Origin of the sequence: Microcoleus sp. D3_18_C4 (assembly GCF_036702355.1) — a bacterium.
Classification (GTDB): domain Bacteria; phylum Cyanobacteriota; class Cyanobacteriia; order Cyanobacteriales; family Microcoleaceae; genus Microcoleus.
Window position 1 is genome coordinate 1 of record NZ_JAUBTF010000074.1, and the last position, 16,362, is coordinate 16,362.

The 16,362-nt window shown below is 46.8% G+C and carries 17 protein-coding genes and 2 tRNA genes; 14 read left to right on the forward strand and 5 right to left on the reverse strand.

From position 1 onward, the window contains the following. Window positions 1-6: 6 nt before the first annotated feature. Window positions 7-309 carry a hypothetical protein gene (locus QUA90_RS26080; RefSeq protein WP_333448303.1) on the reverse strand — a complete coding sequence of 101 codons (303 nt, stop codon included), beginning with the start codon at window positions 307-309 and terminating at the stop codon, window positions 7-9. A gap of 206 nt (window positions 310-515) precedes the next feature. Between QUA90_RS26080 and QUA90_RS26085 the strand changes: the two genes are divergently transcribed. From QUA90_RS26085 to QUA90_RS26145, 13 genes are all read left to right on the forward strand, one after another. Beyond that, window positions 516-1,571, forward strand: a complete 1,056-nt coding sequence (locus QUA90_RS26085) for a hypothetical protein (protein ID WP_333448304.1) — start codon at window positions 516-518, stop codon at window positions 1,569-1,571. A 372-nt stretch (window positions 1,572-1,943) separates the two neighbouring features. Next, window positions 1,944-2,153 (forward strand): hypothetical protein, encoded by a 210-nt coding sequence (locus QUA90_RS26090; protein WP_333448305.1) that lies wholly within the window; start codon window positions 1,944-1,946, stop codon window positions 2,151-2,153. Between the two features lie 173 nt (window positions 2,154-2,326). Then, complete coding sequence (locus tag QUA90_RS26095; protein ID WP_333109239.1) at window positions 2,327-2,995, forward strand: DUF3318 domain-containing protein; 669 nt, start codon at window positions 2,327-2,329, stop codon at window positions 2,993-2,995. A gap of 396 nt (window positions 2,996-3,391) precedes the next feature. Then, window positions 3,392-4,393, forward strand: a complete 1,002-nt coding sequence (locus QUA90_RS26100) for a sugar transferase (RefSeq protein WP_333084651.1) — start codon at window positions 3,392-3,394, stop codon at window positions 4,391-4,393. A gap of 549 nt (window positions 4,394-4,942) precedes the next feature. Beyond that, window positions 4,943-5,380, forward strand: coding sequence for an ATP-binding protein (locus tag QUA90_RS26105; RefSeq protein ID WP_015178537.1), 438 nt, complete (start codon window positions 4,943-4,945; stop codon window positions 5,378-5,380). Window positions 5,381-5,542: 162 nt separating this feature from the next. Continuing rightward, a complete protein-coding gene (locus QUA90_RS26110; RefSeq protein ID WP_333331822.1) occupies window positions 5,543-6,811 on the forward strand; it encodes a WcaI family glycosyltransferase in 1,269 nt (422 codons plus the stop codon). Window positions 6,812-7,148: 337 nt separating this feature from the next. Then, window positions 7,149-7,385: a hypothetical protein gene (locus QUA90_RS26115; protein WP_333448306.1), complete on the forward strand. Its 237-nt coding sequence runs from the start codon at window positions 7,149-7,151 to the stop codon at window positions 7,383-7,385. 32 nt (window positions 7,386-7,417) lie between these two features. Continuing rightward, window positions 7,418-8,050, forward strand: a complete 633-nt coding sequence (gene yqeK, locus QUA90_RS26120; protein ID WP_333448307.1) for a bis(5'-nucleosyl)-tetraphosphatase (symmetrical) YqeK — start codon at window positions 7,418-7,420, stop codon at window positions 8,048-8,050. A 138-nt stretch (window positions 8,051-8,188) separates the two neighbouring features. Further along, on the forward strand, window positions 8,189-8,608 hold the full coding sequence (rsfS, locus tag QUA90_RS26125) for a ribosome silencing factor (protein WP_333448308.1): 420 nt from the start codon (window positions 8,189-8,191) through the stop codon (window positions 8,606-8,608). A gap of 11 nt (window positions 8,609-8,619) precedes the next feature. Then, on the forward strand, window positions 8,620-9,120 hold the full coding sequence (locus QUA90_RS26130) for a CGLD27 family protein (RefSeq protein WP_333448309.1): 501 nt from the start codon (window positions 8,620-8,622) through the stop codon (window positions 9,118-9,120). A 181-nt stretch (window positions 9,121-9,301) separates the two neighbouring features. Then, a complete protein-coding gene (locus QUA90_RS26135; protein WP_333084640.1) occupies window positions 9,302-10,255 on the forward strand; it encodes an asparaginase in 954 nt (317 codons plus the stop codon). Window positions 10,256-10,372: 117 nt separating this feature from the next. Beyond that, a tRNA-Met gene (locus tag QUA90_RS26140) sits at window positions 10,373-10,449 on the forward strand. 74 nt (window positions 10,450-10,523) lie between these two features. Continuing rightward, window positions 10,524-10,600: transfer RNA gene (locus tag QUA90_RS26145), tRNA-Met, on the forward strand. Between the two features lie 307 nt (window positions 10,601-10,907). On the opposite strand, the gene QUA90_RS26150 is transcribed toward QUA90_RS26145, so the two are convergent. The 3 genes from QUA90_RS26150 to QUA90_RS26160 form a co-directional block, all read right to left on the reverse strand. Continuing rightward, window positions 10,908-11,096 carry a DUF2949 domain-containing protein gene (locus tag QUA90_RS26150; RefSeq protein WP_333321620.1) on the reverse strand — a complete coding sequence of 63 codons (189 nt, stop codon included), beginning with the start codon at window positions 11,094-11,096 and terminating at the stop codon, window positions 10,908-10,910. A 234-nt stretch (window positions 11,097-11,330) separates the two neighbouring features. Further along, window positions 11,331-11,714, reverse strand: coding sequence for a hypothetical protein (locus QUA90_RS26155; protein WP_333154167.1), 384 nt, complete (start codon window positions 11,712-11,714; stop codon window positions 11,331-11,333). Window positions 11,715-12,200: 486 nt separating this feature from the next. Next, window positions 12,201-12,347: a hypothetical protein gene (locus QUA90_RS26160; protein ID WP_333233336.1), complete on the reverse strand. Its 147-nt coding sequence runs from the start codon at window positions 12,345-12,347 to the stop codon at window positions 12,201-12,203. A 51-nt stretch (window positions 12,348-12,398) separates the two neighbouring features. Between QUA90_RS26160 and QUA90_RS26165 the strand changes: the two genes are divergently transcribed. Continuing rightward, window positions 12,399-15,287: a PAS domain S-box protein gene (locus tag QUA90_RS26165; RefSeq protein ID WP_333448310.1), complete on the forward strand. Its 2,889-nt coding sequence runs from the start codon at window positions 12,399-12,401 to the stop codon at window positions 15,285-15,287. 122 nt (window positions 15,288-15,409) lie between these two features. Here QUA90_RS26165 and QUA90_RS26170 read toward each other — a convergent pair whose 3' ends face one another. Continuing rightward, on the reverse strand, window positions 15,410-16,000 hold the full coding sequence (locus QUA90_RS26170; RefSeq protein ID WP_333331840.1) for a rhomboid family intramembrane serine protease: 591 nt from the start codon (window positions 15,998-16,000) through the stop codon (window positions 15,410-15,412). Between the last annotated feature and the right edge of the window lie 362 nt (window positions 16,001-16,362).

Consider the following 16,362-nt stretch of genomic DNA (forward strand, 5'->3'; position numbering starts at 1 on the left):
AACCTTTTAAGTGGACATACAAGGGTAAAGTCTTGGCTGTTTAATAGTCTGTGTATTTACGCCGAGCTGTACTAGTTTGTCGCTGATGCTGGTAGCGGACAGAAGTGAGGGGGAAGAGGATAGTTGGGGTGTAGGTTTGGGCGCTGACACGGGTTGAGCGTTGTTAGCTTTCCAATGTTCGTAGCATAATTTGTGACCGGGTTTTGAAACTGCTTGATTGCATCCGGGCGTCGTGCAGGTTTCTGCTGAAAGGGCAGATAAAGCTTGATTTATGGCTGCTAGCTTGCGGAGCAAAGGATCTAAGGTCATATTAACAGTTTGAGATATATTCAAAAATAGTACCACTTTAATTTCTATGCAGTCAATAATTAAAAACTGGCGATTCCCTTTGGGGTAGCTTCGCGCGGACTTTTACCCAACTTTTCCAGAATCTCATGCCACGCGGTCGTAACACAATTCAGGAAGCGCCGCCTATAATCGAAACTAGCCCAACTCTCATCATTTGAGAAACCGCCATGAGTCAAGACAAGGAAAAAATTAGCTATTCAGAGAAAACAGAACGTCTCAGAGTTATCGGTCAGTTTATCAAAACTGTGACGCCGATGATTTGGACGATCGTAATTTTAGTAGTCATCATTCCCCTATTAGGTAATTTTCTAATTTCCCAGTCACTAACAAATACAGGAACCACAGCAGTTGTAGTCTCGCCGCCACACGATTTTAGCAAAGTCAACCAAGACATTAAAAACGCCATCCAAAAATCCCATACAACAGCCGAAACTTTCGCATCAAAAGAGTTGGATAAATGGGAAAGCGAAGTAATTGCACGAGTAGACAATAGTTTTCTCGATTGGTACTTTGATTACTTCACTCAAAAAAAGATGGAGTTTACCGTACCTTTTAATTTTGTGAAATCTGCCGTACTCAACAGATTTGATATGACAGCAGCTTCTCAAGCTGTTTCCGAAAAATTAACCGAAGACTTTCAAAGAGAATTTGCTAACCGCGTGCTGGTGCCAAAAAACGCTCAACTGCGCTTTCAATTAATCACTCAAGATACTGCTAATTTGTACATATCAGAAGTTAGCAAGAATGTGAAAGTAGTTCAAAACAATTATAATATACCGCAAGTACAGTGGGACAAATATCTGAACGATATTGCTACCACAATTAGCGACAAAGGAAACGTCTCGAATTTATCATTAAAAGTATTAGTTGGCGGCAGTGGGTACTTGGTTGCTAAACCCTTGATTTTGGGAGTCGCAGCTAAAGTTGGTAGTAAAGTTACGGCAAAAGTGGCCAGCAAAGCCGCCGCCAAGGTAGCCACAAAAACAGGCGGTACAGTGGCTAGTCAGTTGGGAGTAAGTTTAATCGATCCGATTGTCGGCATCGGAATTATCATTTGGGATTTGTGGGATTATAATCACACAGTCAAAGTAGAAAGACCGATTTTGCGGGAACACATTTTAGAATACTTGAAAGATGTGAAAAAGTCCCTGCTTACCAATCCTGAAAGCGGGATTATGGCAGCAATTTATCAGTTGGAAAGCGGTATTTTGAAGTCACTTTAATCATTTAAATCGCGTCTGAATGATGTGTGTAAATCCCCGAAAAGTGGTAAGTCCACTGCAAGAAGGAAAGGGGGAAGACCAGCAGTTAGTGCCAGCAGCGCGCGATCCGACTCGCTACTGTGCGCGCTCGAACACCCGACTGTGGGCGATCGCGCTCATGTAGCAAAAAAAGAGAAAAAAATGAATGTTAAACGAGGCAAAAAAAGAGAGGATGTGGGGACAAAAAGAAGAGTTACATGACTTTATTTGCCATAAAAAAGATATCCCGTAATCGAAGATAAAACAAGCTGTTAGACTCATATTACACGGATTTAGTTTTCGCCACTTTAAAAAAAATTAGCTATCGATTATGAGTTTCGGGACTTGTGGCAGTTGCAGCCAAACAATTTAAAAGTTCCCGTTGACCGAGTTAGATTTCTGGCGGTAGTGCGTTTTACCCATGAAGCTCTACGGCGAGGTTTGTACGGAATTCCTGAAGTATTTGACGGAGTTGTTTTAGTTCAAAAAGGCATAACTTCTAAGGCAGAAGTTTTGTCGGCTTGGTCGAAATTCTGGAAAGAAATCGAACCGTTGATGAAATAGTCGAAAGTCAAGGATCGAGTCGGCAGTTGCGATCGCCCCCTGAGACTAAAATCAAGTAAAAGTGCAAGTATTGGTCGATCGACCCCCGTTACTCGACTATATTTGGATTCAAGGTTTGCTATACTCCAGAAACAGACACATATTAACCTTTGGAAAATCAATAGGCCGGAGCTATGACATCCTATGCAACCTCTACAGCAAGAGCCGAGATGAGTGAGATCCGGCGCTTGAAAAACATACTGCCCCCAGAACTCCAAAGTTGGGTAACAGTAGAAAAAACAATAGAAGTTAATCCTACCCTGATCCGCAGCGAAGAAATAGGCAAAGACCAGGTAGAAATCCAAATAGACCTGATCCGCTGGGAACAGCTAGCAATGGATCAGCGCAACCTCCTATTTTGGCACGAAGTCGCCAGAATCCAAAACGACACCATCCCCAGAGACGGTTGGGAAATGGCAGCCCTCGCCATTGGTTTAGGCGGCGCCGTCGGCGAACTTTGGGTGCAAGACGGCTTGCTGCTGCTACTGGCCCTATCCCTGTGTGGCGTCTCCGGCTGGAGACTTTTCCAAAAAAACAACGGAGAGAAAAGTTTAAAAGAAGCAATAGACGCCGACGAAAAAGCCCTGGCCCTGGCCACCCGCTTCGGCTACACTCTCCCAAACGCCTACAAAAGCCTCGGCAGCGCCTTAAAAACCTTAATTGAGCAAACCTCCAAAAAACAGCAGCGGGCTAAATACGAAGCTCGTCTCCAGGCCCTCAAACGCAACGCAGCCAAAGCCAAAGCCAAAGTCAAACCCATCACCCGCGAAACCTCCCAGTCAGAAAACGTCTACAATTCTTAACCTCATCCCCCGACGCTGGTTACGGGGGTTTTCCAGTTAACCGTTAACTGTTGACTTGTGGGTTAGCTGTTAACTGTTAACTGCGATGGCTATCCGGTGCAAGACAGGCACCAAAATGATTAACGACAAGATTAATCGGCCTGAATCCACAAAAATCTTGATTCCGATGTTAAAGTTTGGCCGCGACTGCGTTCAAAAATCTTTGGGCCAAAACTGGCACTGGTAGACTTAAGTCTATTTTTGCCTTTGATATCATTCTCGGCGGGCGAGTTTGCAGGCGTTTTTGTAAAGTTTGTATAAAGCTAGCCTTTTGTTAACCATAATATTTGGTAAAGGTGGAGCTGCTAGGACAGAATAGGCTAAAGACATAAGCTTGAAATTTGAAACCAGGACTTCATGGTCAGTCAAACCCCAGAGGCAGATTTTCGGGTAACGTACTCGGACGAGATTCCCTCAGTTCACATACCCGTGCGCTTGAGCGTACTTGAAGCTGTAAACTTCAAGACAACCTGCCAGCAACTTTTTTCGGAAAGCACCACCGTTCCCAGCAAGATTGTCCTAGACTTCAGTCAGACGACATTCATCGACAGTAGCGGGATCGGTGCTTTAGTCAGCAATCTGAAATTTGCCAAACAGCGTGGTAGCGACTTGGTGCTCCGAAGCCTCAAGCCGCAGGTGATGGCAGTATTTGCTCTCACCAGCCTAGATCAAGTGCTAACGATCGAGCAGCCCTCTGCAACCTCAACTCCCACAGAGACCAAGCCCTCGGACAATCAGCTACCGATGACCCACCCCTCAGTGCAATCGTGGGTGAAGCGGCTGATAGACATTGTTGGGGCAATAGTCGGTTTGATAATTACAGGAATTTTGCTCGTACCCATAGCTGCAGCCATCACTATCAACGATCCAGGCCCGATATTTTTCGGTCAAACCCGCTGTGGCTGGATGGGCAGACAATTTCGGATTTGGAAATTTCGATCGATGTGTACCAACGCCGAAGCCATGAAAGCCCAAATCAAAAATCAGGCTTCTGGCGCATTTTTCAAAAATGACAACGACCCGCGGATTACCAAGGTCGGGCGCATCTTACGCAAAACCAGCCTCGACGAACTGCCGCAGTTTTGGAACGTGCTCAAAGGCGAAATGAGTCTAGTCGGCACTAGACCGCCTACCCCAGACGAAGTTGAGCGTTACGAAGTCCCTCAGTGGCAGCGTTTGGATGTCAAACCCGGGATGACAGGGGAATGGCAAGTCAACGGTCGCTCTCAAGTCCGCGATTTTGAAGATGTCATCCGTTTAGATTTAAAATACCAACAAAACTGGAGCCTGGTGTATGACCTCAAACTAATTGTCAAAACTGTAACAGTCCTGTTTAACAAAAATAGTGGCGCTGTTTAGGAACCCTCAACAACCCACCACTGAACTTTGAGGTGCTGTTGCCAACGAGGGGGGCGGGAACTCGAACTCGATACTTAGTCAAGCAGACGATCGCTAGCGGTACCTACGTTAGCATTAAGTGTTAAAATTCACACGCCCAGAAAATGCACAGCTAGTTGCCAGCTCTGCAATCAGAGCATTAATAATTAGCAATTGGCGAGTTCGAGGTCATACTCAAATGATCCCAGCATGATTTTCGAGGACGAGAAGAACTCACCTGTGTTTAGAAAAGTAGCGACTGCTAACACGGTCGAAGCTTAAATCACTTCCTCGCAAGCTGACTCGGGAATTTTCCCTATTTAAACGCCCTACCGAGGCGGATTACAGTATCGGAAGTCTCTCATTTGCTGTGCGAGTAAATGGTGCGAAAGGAATGCTCACCTTGAGGCAAAACGGGCTTCTTCAACTCAAGCTTGACTTAACTAATATGTTGCCAAGACCTTGCCCTCCTTTTTCTCTCCCTCCGGCGCTGAGTACAGCGGTGGTGGGGGCCGACCAGGGGGAAGAAAGATGAAAGACAAGCAACCAAAGGCCGAGTGGCACCTGCAGGTTGAAACAGACCTGAATGCTTTAACATCCGTTTTGGAATGGTTGGAGAATATCGTTTTGCCCATGATACCAGCGGATTTCTGGTGGCAGTGCCGGCTGATAATCAACGAAGGCTTTACAAACGCTGTCCGACACGCTCACCAGAACTTGCCCCCCACGACACCCATCGACATTGAGGTAAAAGTGTTTGCCGATTACTTAGAAATTAGGATTTGGGACAGGGGTCAACCCTTCAACTTAGAAGCAAAGCTGCACTCAATCATGCAAGAGCAGCGCGATCCTTTGGACAGAGAGGGAGAAAGGGGACTGGTGTTCATGTACAAGCTCACAGACGACCTTCGGTATATCCGTACCGACGATCGCCGAAACTGCCTGGTAATGCGAAAAAACATTACCTGAGGGCGTGATACCCGCCCGGTCAGGGCGGCTTCTTTCGCAAGGAGTGGAAGATCCCCTCGCTCCCCTATTGTCCTACCCGGAACCCAACCACATCCTCGGCAATTCTGCGGGTACAGGCTCGATGCACGCGGCTGGAGGACAATTTGCTTCAAAATAAATATTATGCGTATTCTAATTTATTCATATAACTACTATCCAGAGCCGATCGGCATTGCCCCCCTGATGACAGAACTAGCGCAAGGCTTAGTCAAGCGCGGCCACCAAGTCCGAGTCGTCACAGGAATGCCCAACTATCCGCAGCGCCGGATTTATCCGCAATATGAGGGCAAATTTTACCTTACAGAAGAACACAACGGTGTCACAATTCAGCGCAGCTATCTGCGCGTCAACGGCCCCCACCCCAGCCTCCTAGACCGACTTGTGCTAGACGGCAGTTTTGTTGTCTCCAGCGCCGTCCAAGCTTTCAGAGGCTGGCGTCCCGACGTGATTTTCTCGACAATGCCCCCTTTACCGATTTGCGTCCCAGTCGCCTTTTACGGCTGGATTCGCGCTTGCCCGATCGTCCTCAACGTTCAGGATATCGTCTCAGAAGCAGCCGTGCGCGTCGGCTTGGTCAAAAAAAACGGACTGCTAGTTCGCATTGCTGACGCTTTGGAAAAATTGGCCTACAGCACAGCCAGCCAAGTCAGCGTCATCGACAGCGGTTTTATCACCAAATTGCACTCTCAGGGAGTACCCCCGGAAAAAATAGTGTGCGTGCCCAATTGGGTTGATGTCAATTTTATTCGCCCCTTACCCAAGGAAAGTAACTCATTTCGAGAAACTCACAAACTCAAGGGCAAATTTGTCGTTCTCTACGCGGGCAATATTGCCCTCACTCAAGGCTTGCAAACAGTTGTCCAAGCAGCCGCTCGTTTGAAACACCTAACCGAAATCGCTTTTGTAATTGTGGGGGAATCAACAGCCTTGGCGCGCTTGCAACAAGATTGCGAAACTTACAAAGCTAATAATGTAATGCTGCTACCATTTGAACCGCGAGAAAAATTGCCCGAATTGTTAGCTGCTGCTGATGTTAGTTTAGTCGTACAAAAGCGCCGCGTTACTAACTTCAATATGCCTTCAAAAATTCAAGTAATTCTCGCCAGCGGTCGGGCAATTTTGGCTTCGGTTCCTGAAACTGGTACGGCCCAGAAAGCAGTGCAGCAGAGCGGTGGCGGGGTGGTGGTAGCGCCGGAAGATCCGCAGGCTTTGGCTGAGGCGGTTGAGGATTTGTACCTGCACCCTGCTAAGGTGGATGCGTTGGGCGAGCAAGGCAGAAATTATGCTGTGGAGAATTATGGATTTGAGGAAGCTTTGAATCATTATGAAGCTTTATTTGCGGCGGTGGCAGCGAGTCATGCTGAGAAAATATTGGCGCCTTTGCCCAAATAATATAAGCGATTGAAACCGTGCCTAGTTAGAGTCTCACAAAATGTTCCTAGCAGTACAAAAATAACGTTCTTTAACGTAAATACCAAAAAAATTAAATACTGATGTTTGAGCGATTTAAGTCCCCTATCTACGAGAATGGGAACTGTCTCCTCCGCCATCCAGAAAGCCCTGACTACCCCGATTAAAAGTAAAATACAGATTACTGAAAAAGACTTTTGACTTCCCGTTACAACCATGTTGATTAAAGTTTTTAGGGATTTTTTTATGTTGAATTAACAAAATAATCATAAAAATTCCCAGAGAAGCAAGCAGCGGCTAAACGACAAAATAACCTTGGATGGCACAGACTAAAAATAGAAAAAATGAGATAATTACCAAAAATAGCAAGCCCATTAGACTAATTGTTCAGGTAGGGACTGTTTTGAAGATTCCAGGAGTTACCAGAAAAGATAACGTATCTGCCAAACAGCCGATCGCCCCCTTCACCCCCTTCGCCCCCTTCACCCCTCCCCATCCCAGATATCACCACACCGCTGTGTGCCCGACACAGCAGCCGATCAAAACAAAACGCTAAAATAGTAGATCCTACAATGGAGGAGTTAATATTTGACACTTGTACCCGCGCGCGAAAACGTCCTAGCTTGGCTGTCAGACAGAGTTCCTGCTGCCCGTATCAAACATATTCTGGGAGTCGAACAGACAGCAGGTGACTTGGCTCGCCATTACGGCCTCGACGAAGCAAAAGCCCGAACTGCCGGTTTGTTGCACGATTTGGCAAAATACTTCAAACCTCAACTGCTGCTGCACATGGCCCAGAAGGAAGGTTTAGAGTTAGACTCAGTGTTGGAAGCACACCCGCATTTGCTGCACGCAGACGCCAGCGCGATCGTCGCCAGAGACGAATTCGGGGTGGTCGATCGAGAAATTTTGGACGCCATCGCCCATCACACCCTCGGCAGACCAAACATGAGCCAGCTCAGTTGTACCGTATTCATAGCAGATACCATAGAGCCAAGCCGCGGCAACACAGCCCAACTAGAAGCACTGCGCGAGGCAAGCTGGCAAAATCTTTATGCAGCCGTGTGGCAAACTAGCGATTATTCTGTTAAATATTTGCTAGAAACTCGCTGCTACATCCACCCCCGCACCGTACTTACCCGCAATTGGGCGCTGCAAATGGCTCGATCGCCGGAAACAGGAAATTCGACGAAGCAGTCGATCAAACAAATCACAAGTTAAAAGTAAAATTTACCAGAAATTCTGTCCTTACTTTTGGCTTCAACCTAACTCCTATTTCCCGTCTCAAACTGCCAACAATCGAAAGCGAATAGCTCACCGATTCCCCCTTACCCTATCAATTAGGAAATTAAACACTTAATGTCAGATATAACTCAACTCGAATACTCCAAGGCCCAGTCTACAGCAACGGACGGCACCTCCCCCGACGAAGCCCGTGGCATGATCATGACCGTTGCCCAAGCAGCAGATGACCGCAAAGCAGTAGATATTGTATTGCTCCGGGTGTCTGAAGTATGCTTTTTGGCAGACTACTTTGCGATCATCACCGGATTTTCCAACGTGCAGGTACGAGCCATCTCCCAAGCGATAGCAGACCAAGTTGAAGAAGAGTGGCAACGCTTGCCACTACGTACACAAGGCCTATCAGACGCTAGTTGGGTCGTCATGGACTACGGCGACGCGATCATTCACATTTTGAAGCCTCAAGAGCGGGAGTTCTACAATTTAGAAGCGTTCTGGGGACACGCCGAACGCATTGACTTTTCCCCCACGCCGTGAGGAGGGCTAATGTGAAAAACGTTTCTGCTTCTATTTGTCCCGTTCCGCAAGAACAGCGACCGATCAATGAATACCAAGAACTTAAAGAATCCTGGTTTTTTAGCTGGGTAACACTCAATTGGCCCGGATACCTGGCCAAACTAGCTTGGGTGTGGGCTTGGAGTTGCTTGGTATCGGGACCGATAGCTGCTTCTAGCTTTGCTCCTGTCAAGTATCCAGCTCAGTTTGTCCTGTGCGGTGCCGCAGGTGCCGGTTTTATTCTAGGATTAGCTTTGCTGCGACTCTACTTGGGTTGGTTCTACGTGCGATCGCGCCTTTCAAATCCCACGGTCGTCTACGAAGAGTCTGGCTGGTACGATTGTCAATCTTGGCCTAAAACTCCCGAAGTTTTGCTTCAAGATCAGTTGATTGTCAACTACCAACTAGAACCAATTCTCAGGCGTCTGCGGCAAACATTTTATGGTTTGACAGTGTTGCTGGTTGCCGGGGGACTAACTTGGAGTTGTTTGTAATCGGGAATGGAAGGGAGTTTTGAGTTTTGAGATTGCCGCCCACAGCCAACAACGCACACGGAGTGCATGAGTGAGAAACGATCGCAGAAAGATTAACTTTATAACTCTTAACTGGCAGCTCGCAACTCATAACTTCCATCGGCCCCAATCTAAAATCTAAAATCTAAAATCTAAAATTGATATGACAAGGGGAAAACGAACCCAAGCTCCCGAACTGGAAGTCACACTGCTGCGCGAAGGTATTGTGGAATCGAGGCACCGCGCCCAGGCCGCTGTCTGCGACAAGCGCGGGCGCGTTCTGTCTGTTGCCGGTAACTCGGAAACGGCCACATTTGTCCGTTCTTCACTCAAGCCTTTTCAAGCTTTGGCGGTGACGGCGACTGGCACTTTAGAACGCTACGAATTGACCGATCGAGATTTAGCGATTATTTGCAGTTCCCATCAAGGTACGATCGAGCAATCGCGCCAGGTATTTAACGTCCTGTGGCGCTGCGACATTGACCCCTCTAAACTTCAATGCCCCATTCCCGAAGGCAAAAAGAGCGCCCTGCAATACAACTGCTCCGGCAAACACGCCGGAATGCTGGCTGTCTGCCAGCAACTGCACTGGCCCTTGGACACTTATTTACGCCGCAAACATCCTGTCCAGCAGCTTATTTTGGGCAAAGTGGCTGAGTTGCTGGCAATGCCTGCCGAAGAGTTTATCAGCGCTCGTGACGACTGCGGCGCTCCTACCTATTTGTTGCAGTTGGGGCAAATGGCCTCTTTGTACGCTAAATTGGCTTCCGGCGACAATGTGGAGATGGAGCGGATTGTCCGCGCTATGACTCATCACCCGATGATGGTTGCCGGTGAGGGCAAATTTGACACGGAACTGATGCGCTTGACTCAAGGGGAATTGGTGAGCAAGTCCGGCGCCGAAGGGGTGCAGTGCATTGGCCGCGTTGGCGAAGGCATGGGCTTGGCAATTAAGGTGACGGATGGAGGAAAGCGCGCTCAATTTGCTGTGGCGATTCACTTGCTCAAGCAGTTGGGGTGGATTACTCCGACGATCGCCGAAACTCTGGCGGAGACTTACCTAACTCTCAGCGAGTTCAAGCGCTTGGAGGTAATTGGGGAAGTTTCGATGCTTTAGGGCGATCGAGACTCGCTCGCCGATTTCAGCAACCCCTCCCATCATCTAAAAAGTTTTTTTGATTTAGGGGTTGCAATTTTCAGAAAGATATGTTTATATTAAAGAGAGACAAAGCGACGCGGGATAGAGCAGCCTGGTAGCTCGTCGGGCTCATAACCCGAAGGTCAGTGGTTCAAATCCACTTCCCGCCACCAAATTCAAGCGAACCCTGTAATCGTTAAGGTTTCAGGGTTTTGTTTTTGGAAACCACTAAAGAGAGATAAAGCGACGCGGGATAGAGCAGCCTGGTAGCTCGTCGGGCTCATAACCCGAAGGTCAGTGGTTCAAATCCACTTCCCGCCACCAAATTAAACAAGACAAGCCCCGGCAGCCTAAAAGTTGCTGGGGTTTGTTTCATGCCGTCTGTTTGATGCCGTCGGCGATCGCATCTTCGACAGATTGAAAGCAGTTTATTTTAGGCGGCAACAAAAATGAGGACACAGCAGTGCTGTGTCCCTACTGTATATTTGTATTTTTCTACTTGCGACAAAATAATACCGACCCTGAACCTCAACACTCAACCCTATACTTTCCGACGACCGTTTGTGCAAGCTTTATTTGTTAAAAAATTGCAATCCGATATCCATATTTTTTAAATCAGGATTTTAAATTGCTAAGTCGGCTGAGCTTCCAACCAATCAAAAATCAGGTTTAACTGTTCCAGTGTTACTAACCCGTATTGCCACAGAACCATTGGCAGTTCGCTGGCATCTTGTTCACCGTGTCGAAGAGCAACGGCGATCGCCGAATGCGATATCGCCAACTCTCCCCGCAAATAATCGATCAGTTGAGCCTTTCTCATTACCTTCACCGCCAGTTTTATGCGCTATTGTAAAGATATGTATCTAATCAGTCTGTATCGGAAGTTTAATTGGTCTAATTCTAGGTTCACAATAGAGAACCATGTGTGATGGAAACCGCACAAAACTGGTGATAAAACTCAGATAAAAAAGCGATCGCAGTCACAATAACTCCGAGAATCAAATATGGGGTTCCGCGATCGCTCGCTTGCTTTAAATGAATTCATTTAAAATTGCTAAAGTCCTAGCTGAAGCTGAACTCCCGCTTCTGTACCGCTGTCGGTTTGTTTTGGAGGTAAAGGATTTCCTTGACGCTGGGCGTCCGAAGGAGTAGTAATAAATTCCAATGGGCCTTCGATTTTGAGGCGAAATGTATCCCCCAAGCTTCTTTCCCTTCTAGCAGAATTAGCCGCCGTTTCTGGTTCACCAATCAAGTTTTGGTAGTCCGAGTCTAATGTTCTGTCCTCCACAGTCCTCAACGAGTCCCCAGATAAAGTCGTTTCCGAATATTGGGGCGTTGGTTGCAGTCTTTGTTGGGCGAGAACCGCCGGGGTCAAACCGATAAAAATTGAGCTCAGTCCGAGAGCAGTGCCAAGAGTAGCAATAACTGCGTTCATCATCCATGCCTCCGCTAGTTGCATCCTACTATGCTTATTTTACCTAGTCGCAATTAAGTTGCACTCTATCAAAAGTAGCTGCTTGTGGAGATATCAATTGCAGTTGCTGTGAAAACTTATAATTTTCGATCGCGCTATCGGTCAAATAGAACTGACGCAGCAACCAGGTTGAAACGCCAAAATACCTCATTTCAGGCATGAGTCAACCAAAAACTCGATTGGTTTGATTAGCCCCCGTCAGGATGGGAAAAATAGTTAGTGCTGGACGCACGGGCGGCTATCCATCGGTTGTTTTTCACGAAAATAGTTCGTTGCAGCCCGCCGCCACGCTAAAAACACCAGGTTTTAGATACCAGTCTAAAAAAAGAATGGAACAGCAGGCAAGTTCTAAACCCTTACAGAATCTCTTTTTCCCAATTATTTAATTCTTTAATCTCAAAATCTATAATAATATGAGCGTGTAGAGTACGTCCAAGATTGATACTGCATTCATCTCGATGCCAATGTTCCCAAAGCTCGCGATCGCGCTAAGATGGCGGTGGCAGTCGTTAAAAATTCAGTTGCCAGCGGCAGATTCCGAGTTATTAACAGCACTTTGCCTACTAAAACCATCTCAACTTCAAAACCTGCGCTCATCAATTTGTACTTGGCCCGAATGTTGTGGGTTAATAATAGTTCTGCTTTACCATGCCAATCAAATATCTAACCGACCCGATTTTAAAAATGTCGGGCAAAGTGCCAATTCGCATCGTCCTTGTTGTGCCTTTTGCCCTTCAGACTTTCGCTGCGGTAGGGTTGACGGGGTGGCTGTCGCTGCGGAACGGGCGCATAGCCGTCAACGATGTTGCCGCACAACTGCGAACAGAAGTCACATCGCGTATCCAGCAACATATTAATAGTTATATTGAAACGCCACACCAAATCAATCAGCTCAATCTCGATGCCATCCGTCTCGGCATTGTGAACGTGCGGGATAGTGATAGTTTGCAACGCTACTTCTACAAACAAATCCAAATTTTTGATAAAATTAGCTACATTCAATTCGCATCCGAAGAAAAAGATTTTATTGGAGTTGAACGCCTCGACGACGGCAAGTTGCAAATTCAGATTTCTAATCAATCTACTGGCTATAATTTGCAGGGCTACGGGCTGTCAGAGTTGGAGGAACCAACCAAGCTGTTAAAAACTACTCTCAACTACGACCCCCGTGTCCGACCTTGGTACATAGCTCCGGTGCGCGCAGGCCAACCGACTTGGAGTAAAATCTATAATTATTTTGACGCTCCCAAACTAGCGATTACGGCTGCTCAACCAGTTTATGGCGAGGATGGTAAACTGATTGGCATCCTGGGTTCTGACTTGGCACTTTCCAAGCTCAATCAATTCTTGGAAACTCTAAAAATTGGCAAATCAGGACAGACTTTTATTGTAGAAAGGTCTGGGCAATTGGTGGCAAATTCTACTCTGGAACCGCCATTTATTGTTAGCAATGGTGTTGCGAAACGGATTGTGGCAACCAGCAGCAAGAATGTTCTAATTCGATCGAGTGCCCGCTATTTGACAGAACGCTTCGGGGATTTGCACAAAATTGACAGATCTCGCCAGTTAGATTTTACGATCGACGGTCAACGGCAATTTCTACAGGTGACGCCACTCTCAGACAGCAGGGGTCTCGACTGGTTGATTGTGGTGACGGTTCCTGAAGCCGATTTTATGGAAAGGATTAATGCCAACACTCGGTATACTGTGGTGATGTGTCTGGGTGCTTTGGTGCTGGCAACGGCGATTGGCGCTCTAACTTCTAGGTGGATTGTTGTACCGATTCGGCGTTTGAGCAAGGCTGCGGAGGCTTTGTCACGGGGAGAATGGGACGGGATGGCGGTAGATTCCCGCTTGATGGCGTCTGTAGATCGGGAGGATGAGGTGGGTGTCCTGGCTCGCTCCTTTAATATGATGGCCGATCAATTGGAAGAGTCGTTTACTACTCTCGAAGATCGGGTAGAATCTGCGATCGCCGACAAAAATCAATTAATTATTTCTCTGAAAAACTCGCAGCAAAAACTGGCTCTCCATCTTCACCAAACTCCTTTGGGAGCGATTGAATGGGATCTCAACTTTGAAGTAGCGGAATGGAATTTGTCAGCGGAAAGAATTTTTGGATACAACCGCTTGGAAGCTATGGGACGCCACGGAGTCGATCTCATAGTTCCTGAAAGTGCTAAGGAGTATGTCAGGCAACTATCTATAACTTTGCTCACTAATAAAGGAGGAGTTACCAGTCTTAACGAGAACCTCAGAAAAGACGGCAAAATTATTCTTTGCGAGTGGTACAATACGACTTTGGTTGATGCTGACGGCAGCATCATTGGGGTGGCATCGCTGATTCAGGATGTGACTGAATTTCACAGTGCTGTGGAGAAGTTACGGGCTAGCGAGGAGCGGTTTCGCCAGTTGGCAGAAAATATTCATGAGGTATTTTGGATTAGAGAACCCAATCAAAAGCAGCTAGTTTATGTGAGCCCTGCTTGCGAAAAAATATGGAATTTGAGCTGTCAGAGTTTGCAGTCAGAACCGGAGGCTTTTTGGGATGCTATTCACCCGGAGGATCTCGATCGCGTCAAGGCTGCTTTTGCGAAACAGGTGCGGGGCGATTATGATGAGGAGTATCGGGTAGTGCGATCCGACGGTTCAGTTTGCTGGGTGCGCGATCGGGCTTTTCCAGTCCGCAGCCAAACCGGAGAAATTTACCGCATCGTGGGTATTGCCGAAGATATTACCCAGCGCAAATTAGCAGAAGAATTCCAAAAAGTAGCCCAAACCGCTCAAGCTGCAAACCAAGCCAAAAGCGCCTTTTTAGCTAACATGAGCCACGAATTGCGAACTCCCCTCAACGCGATTATTGGTTACAGCGATATGCTCAAAGAAGACGCTGAGGATTTAGGCTGCGAAGATTTTATCCCCGACTTGGAAAAAATTCAAACAGCGGGCAAACACTTGCTATCTTTAATTAGCGACATTCTAGATATTTCTAAGATTGAAGCGGGGCGGATGGAACTTTACCTAGAAACTTTCAACCCGGTCAATTTAATTGACGAGGTAGTTTCTACTGTCAAACCCTTGGTAGATAAAAATTCTAATAAGTTTGAAGTTGATTGTGCTGACGATTTGGGCATGATGTATGCTGACATTACCAAAACTCGTCAAATATTGCTCAACCTGCTGAGCAATGCAGCCAAATTTACGGAAGGTGGCACTATTACCCTCTGCATTGAAAGAGTTAAACATGACAGCTTAACAACTCCAGAAATAGCAGAACCTTCCGACTCAATAATTTTTCGCGTAGCTGATACGGGTATTGGGATTCCCCCCGAACAATTGCAGCATTTATTTCAAGCATTTATGCAGGGCGACGCCTCAACTACGCGCAAGTATGGCGGCACCGGTTTGGGATTGACTATTAGCCGTCACTTTTGCGTGATGATGGGTGGCGATATGCACGTCGAAAGCGAGTTAGGTTGCGGTTCGGTTTTTACTGTGTGCTTGCCGGCCCGCGTTGAATTATTGGTCAGCAGTTAGTCTTGCTATCCGGGACGCAATTGTTACACAAGAAACCAGGTTTATTGACAAAAAACCTACGCTTTTAGATAATTTATGAGCAATAAACCAAGGTGATGATAGGATGCAGCCTCAGTCTTATTCTAGTTAATTCGCCGTTTCTGGCGACCCAAAAGTTGAGCTGTTAATACGCCGCCGACAAAGCCAAAGAAATGCGCTTGCCAGGAAACTACCGGCTGCGAGGGCCAAACTCCCCAAATTAAACTGCCGTAGAAGAAACCGACAATTAAAGATAAAAAAATAGATGTAAAGCTGCGTTCAAAATAGCCCCGCAGCAGCAAGAAGCCGAAGTAACCAAAGATTAATCCGCTGGCACCAATGTGAACGGAGTTAGGCGCGCCAGTCAGCCAAACTCCTAATCCACTGACTAGCACAGTGACGGCACTCACGATAAAAAAGTCGCTAATTTCTCGCAGCATAATCAACCAACCCAATGTCACAAAAGGGAGGGTATTGGCGGCTAAGTGAGCAAAACTGCCATGCAGAAAAGGCATGAACAGGATGCCTTCAAGTCCGTCGAGGCTGCGGGGGCGGACTCCGTAGGCATTCAGCCTGCCTCGGAACAGGAATACATCGACAATTTCGATAATCCAGAGGAGGGAGACGAAGCCACCGAGAATGGCGGCGTGGCTTTGCAATTCGCGGGTGATAGCTTTGGTTTCTGGGTTACTCATGGGTGGTGAGGGCGGTGATACCGATTTTTTCTCATTGTAGAAGTTTCTGGGCGATCGCGAGCAAAGATTGTGGGGTCGAGGTTTCACGGTTTTTTGCAGCAGAGCTTATTTAGAAATATTATAAGTTTTATTAAAAGTTCCGCATTTTCACGTATAGGATAATTCACCTGAATGCGTCACAATTGTAATTGAACTACAAAAGGAGAGTCAACCGAAGGTTGAAGCTAGAACGTAGAAGACAGAATTTTTACCCTATCAATCAATTGTTGGGCTTGAAATGAGGACAGTTTTTAGAGCGAACACCGTCTTTAAAAAAAATCAGGAACTACTTTTCTCGCCCTAAGTCATTAATTTAAGAAGTT

Coding starts and splice junctions, on each gene's coding strand:
- QUA90_RS26080 (WP_333448303.1), bottom strand. CDS start 309: ATGACCTTAGATCCTTTGCTCCGCAAGCTAGCAGCCATAAATCAAGCT.
- QUA90_RS26085 (WP_333448304.1), top strand. CDS start 516: ATGAGTCAAGACAAGGAAAAAATTAGCTATTCAGAGAAAACAGAACGT.
- QUA90_RS26095 (WP_333109239.1), top strand. CDS start 2,327: ATGACATCCTATGCAACCTCTACAGCAAGAGCCGAGATGAGTGAGATC.
- QUA90_RS26100 (WP_333084651.1), top strand. CDS start 3,392: ATGGTCAGTCAAACCCCAGAGGCAGATTTTCGGGTAACGTACTCGGAC.
- QUA90_RS26105 (WP_015178537.1), top strand. CDS start 4,943: ATGAAAGACAAGCAACCAAAGGCCGAGTGGCACCTGCAGGTTGAAACA.
- QUA90_RS26110 (WP_333331822.1), top strand. CDS start 5,543: ATGCGTATTCTAATTTATTCATATAACTACTATCCAGAGCCGATCGGC.
- QUA90_RS26115 (WP_333448306.1), top strand. CDS start 7,149: ATGGCACAGACTAAAAATAGAAAAAATGAGATAATTACCAAAAATAGC.
- rsfS (WP_333448308.1), top strand. CDS start 8,189: ATGTCAGATATAACTCAACTCGAATACTCCAAGGCCCAGTCTACAGCA.
- QUA90_RS26135 (WP_333084640.1), top strand. CDS start 9,302: ATGACAAGGGGAAAACGAACCCAAGCTCCCGAACTGGAAGTCACACTG.
- QUA90_RS26150 (WP_333321620.1), bottom strand. CDS start 11,096: ATGAGAAAGGCTCAACTGATCGATTATTTGCGGGGAGAGTTGGCGATA.
- QUA90_RS26155 (WP_333154167.1), bottom strand. CDS start 11,714: ATGATGAACGCAGTTATTGCTACTCTTGGCACTGCTCTCGGACTGAGC.
- QUA90_RS26160 (WP_333233336.1), bottom strand. CDS start 12,347: ATGAGCGCAGGTTTTGAAGTTGAGATGGTTTTAGTAGGCAAAGTGCTG.
- QUA90_RS26165 (WP_333448310.1), top strand. CDS start 12,399: ATGCCAATCAAATATCTAACCGACCCGATTTTAAAAATGTCGGGCAAA.
- QUA90_RS26170 (WP_333331840.1), bottom strand. CDS start 16,000: ATGAGTAACCCAGAAACCAAAGCTATCACCCGCGAATTGCAAAGCCAC.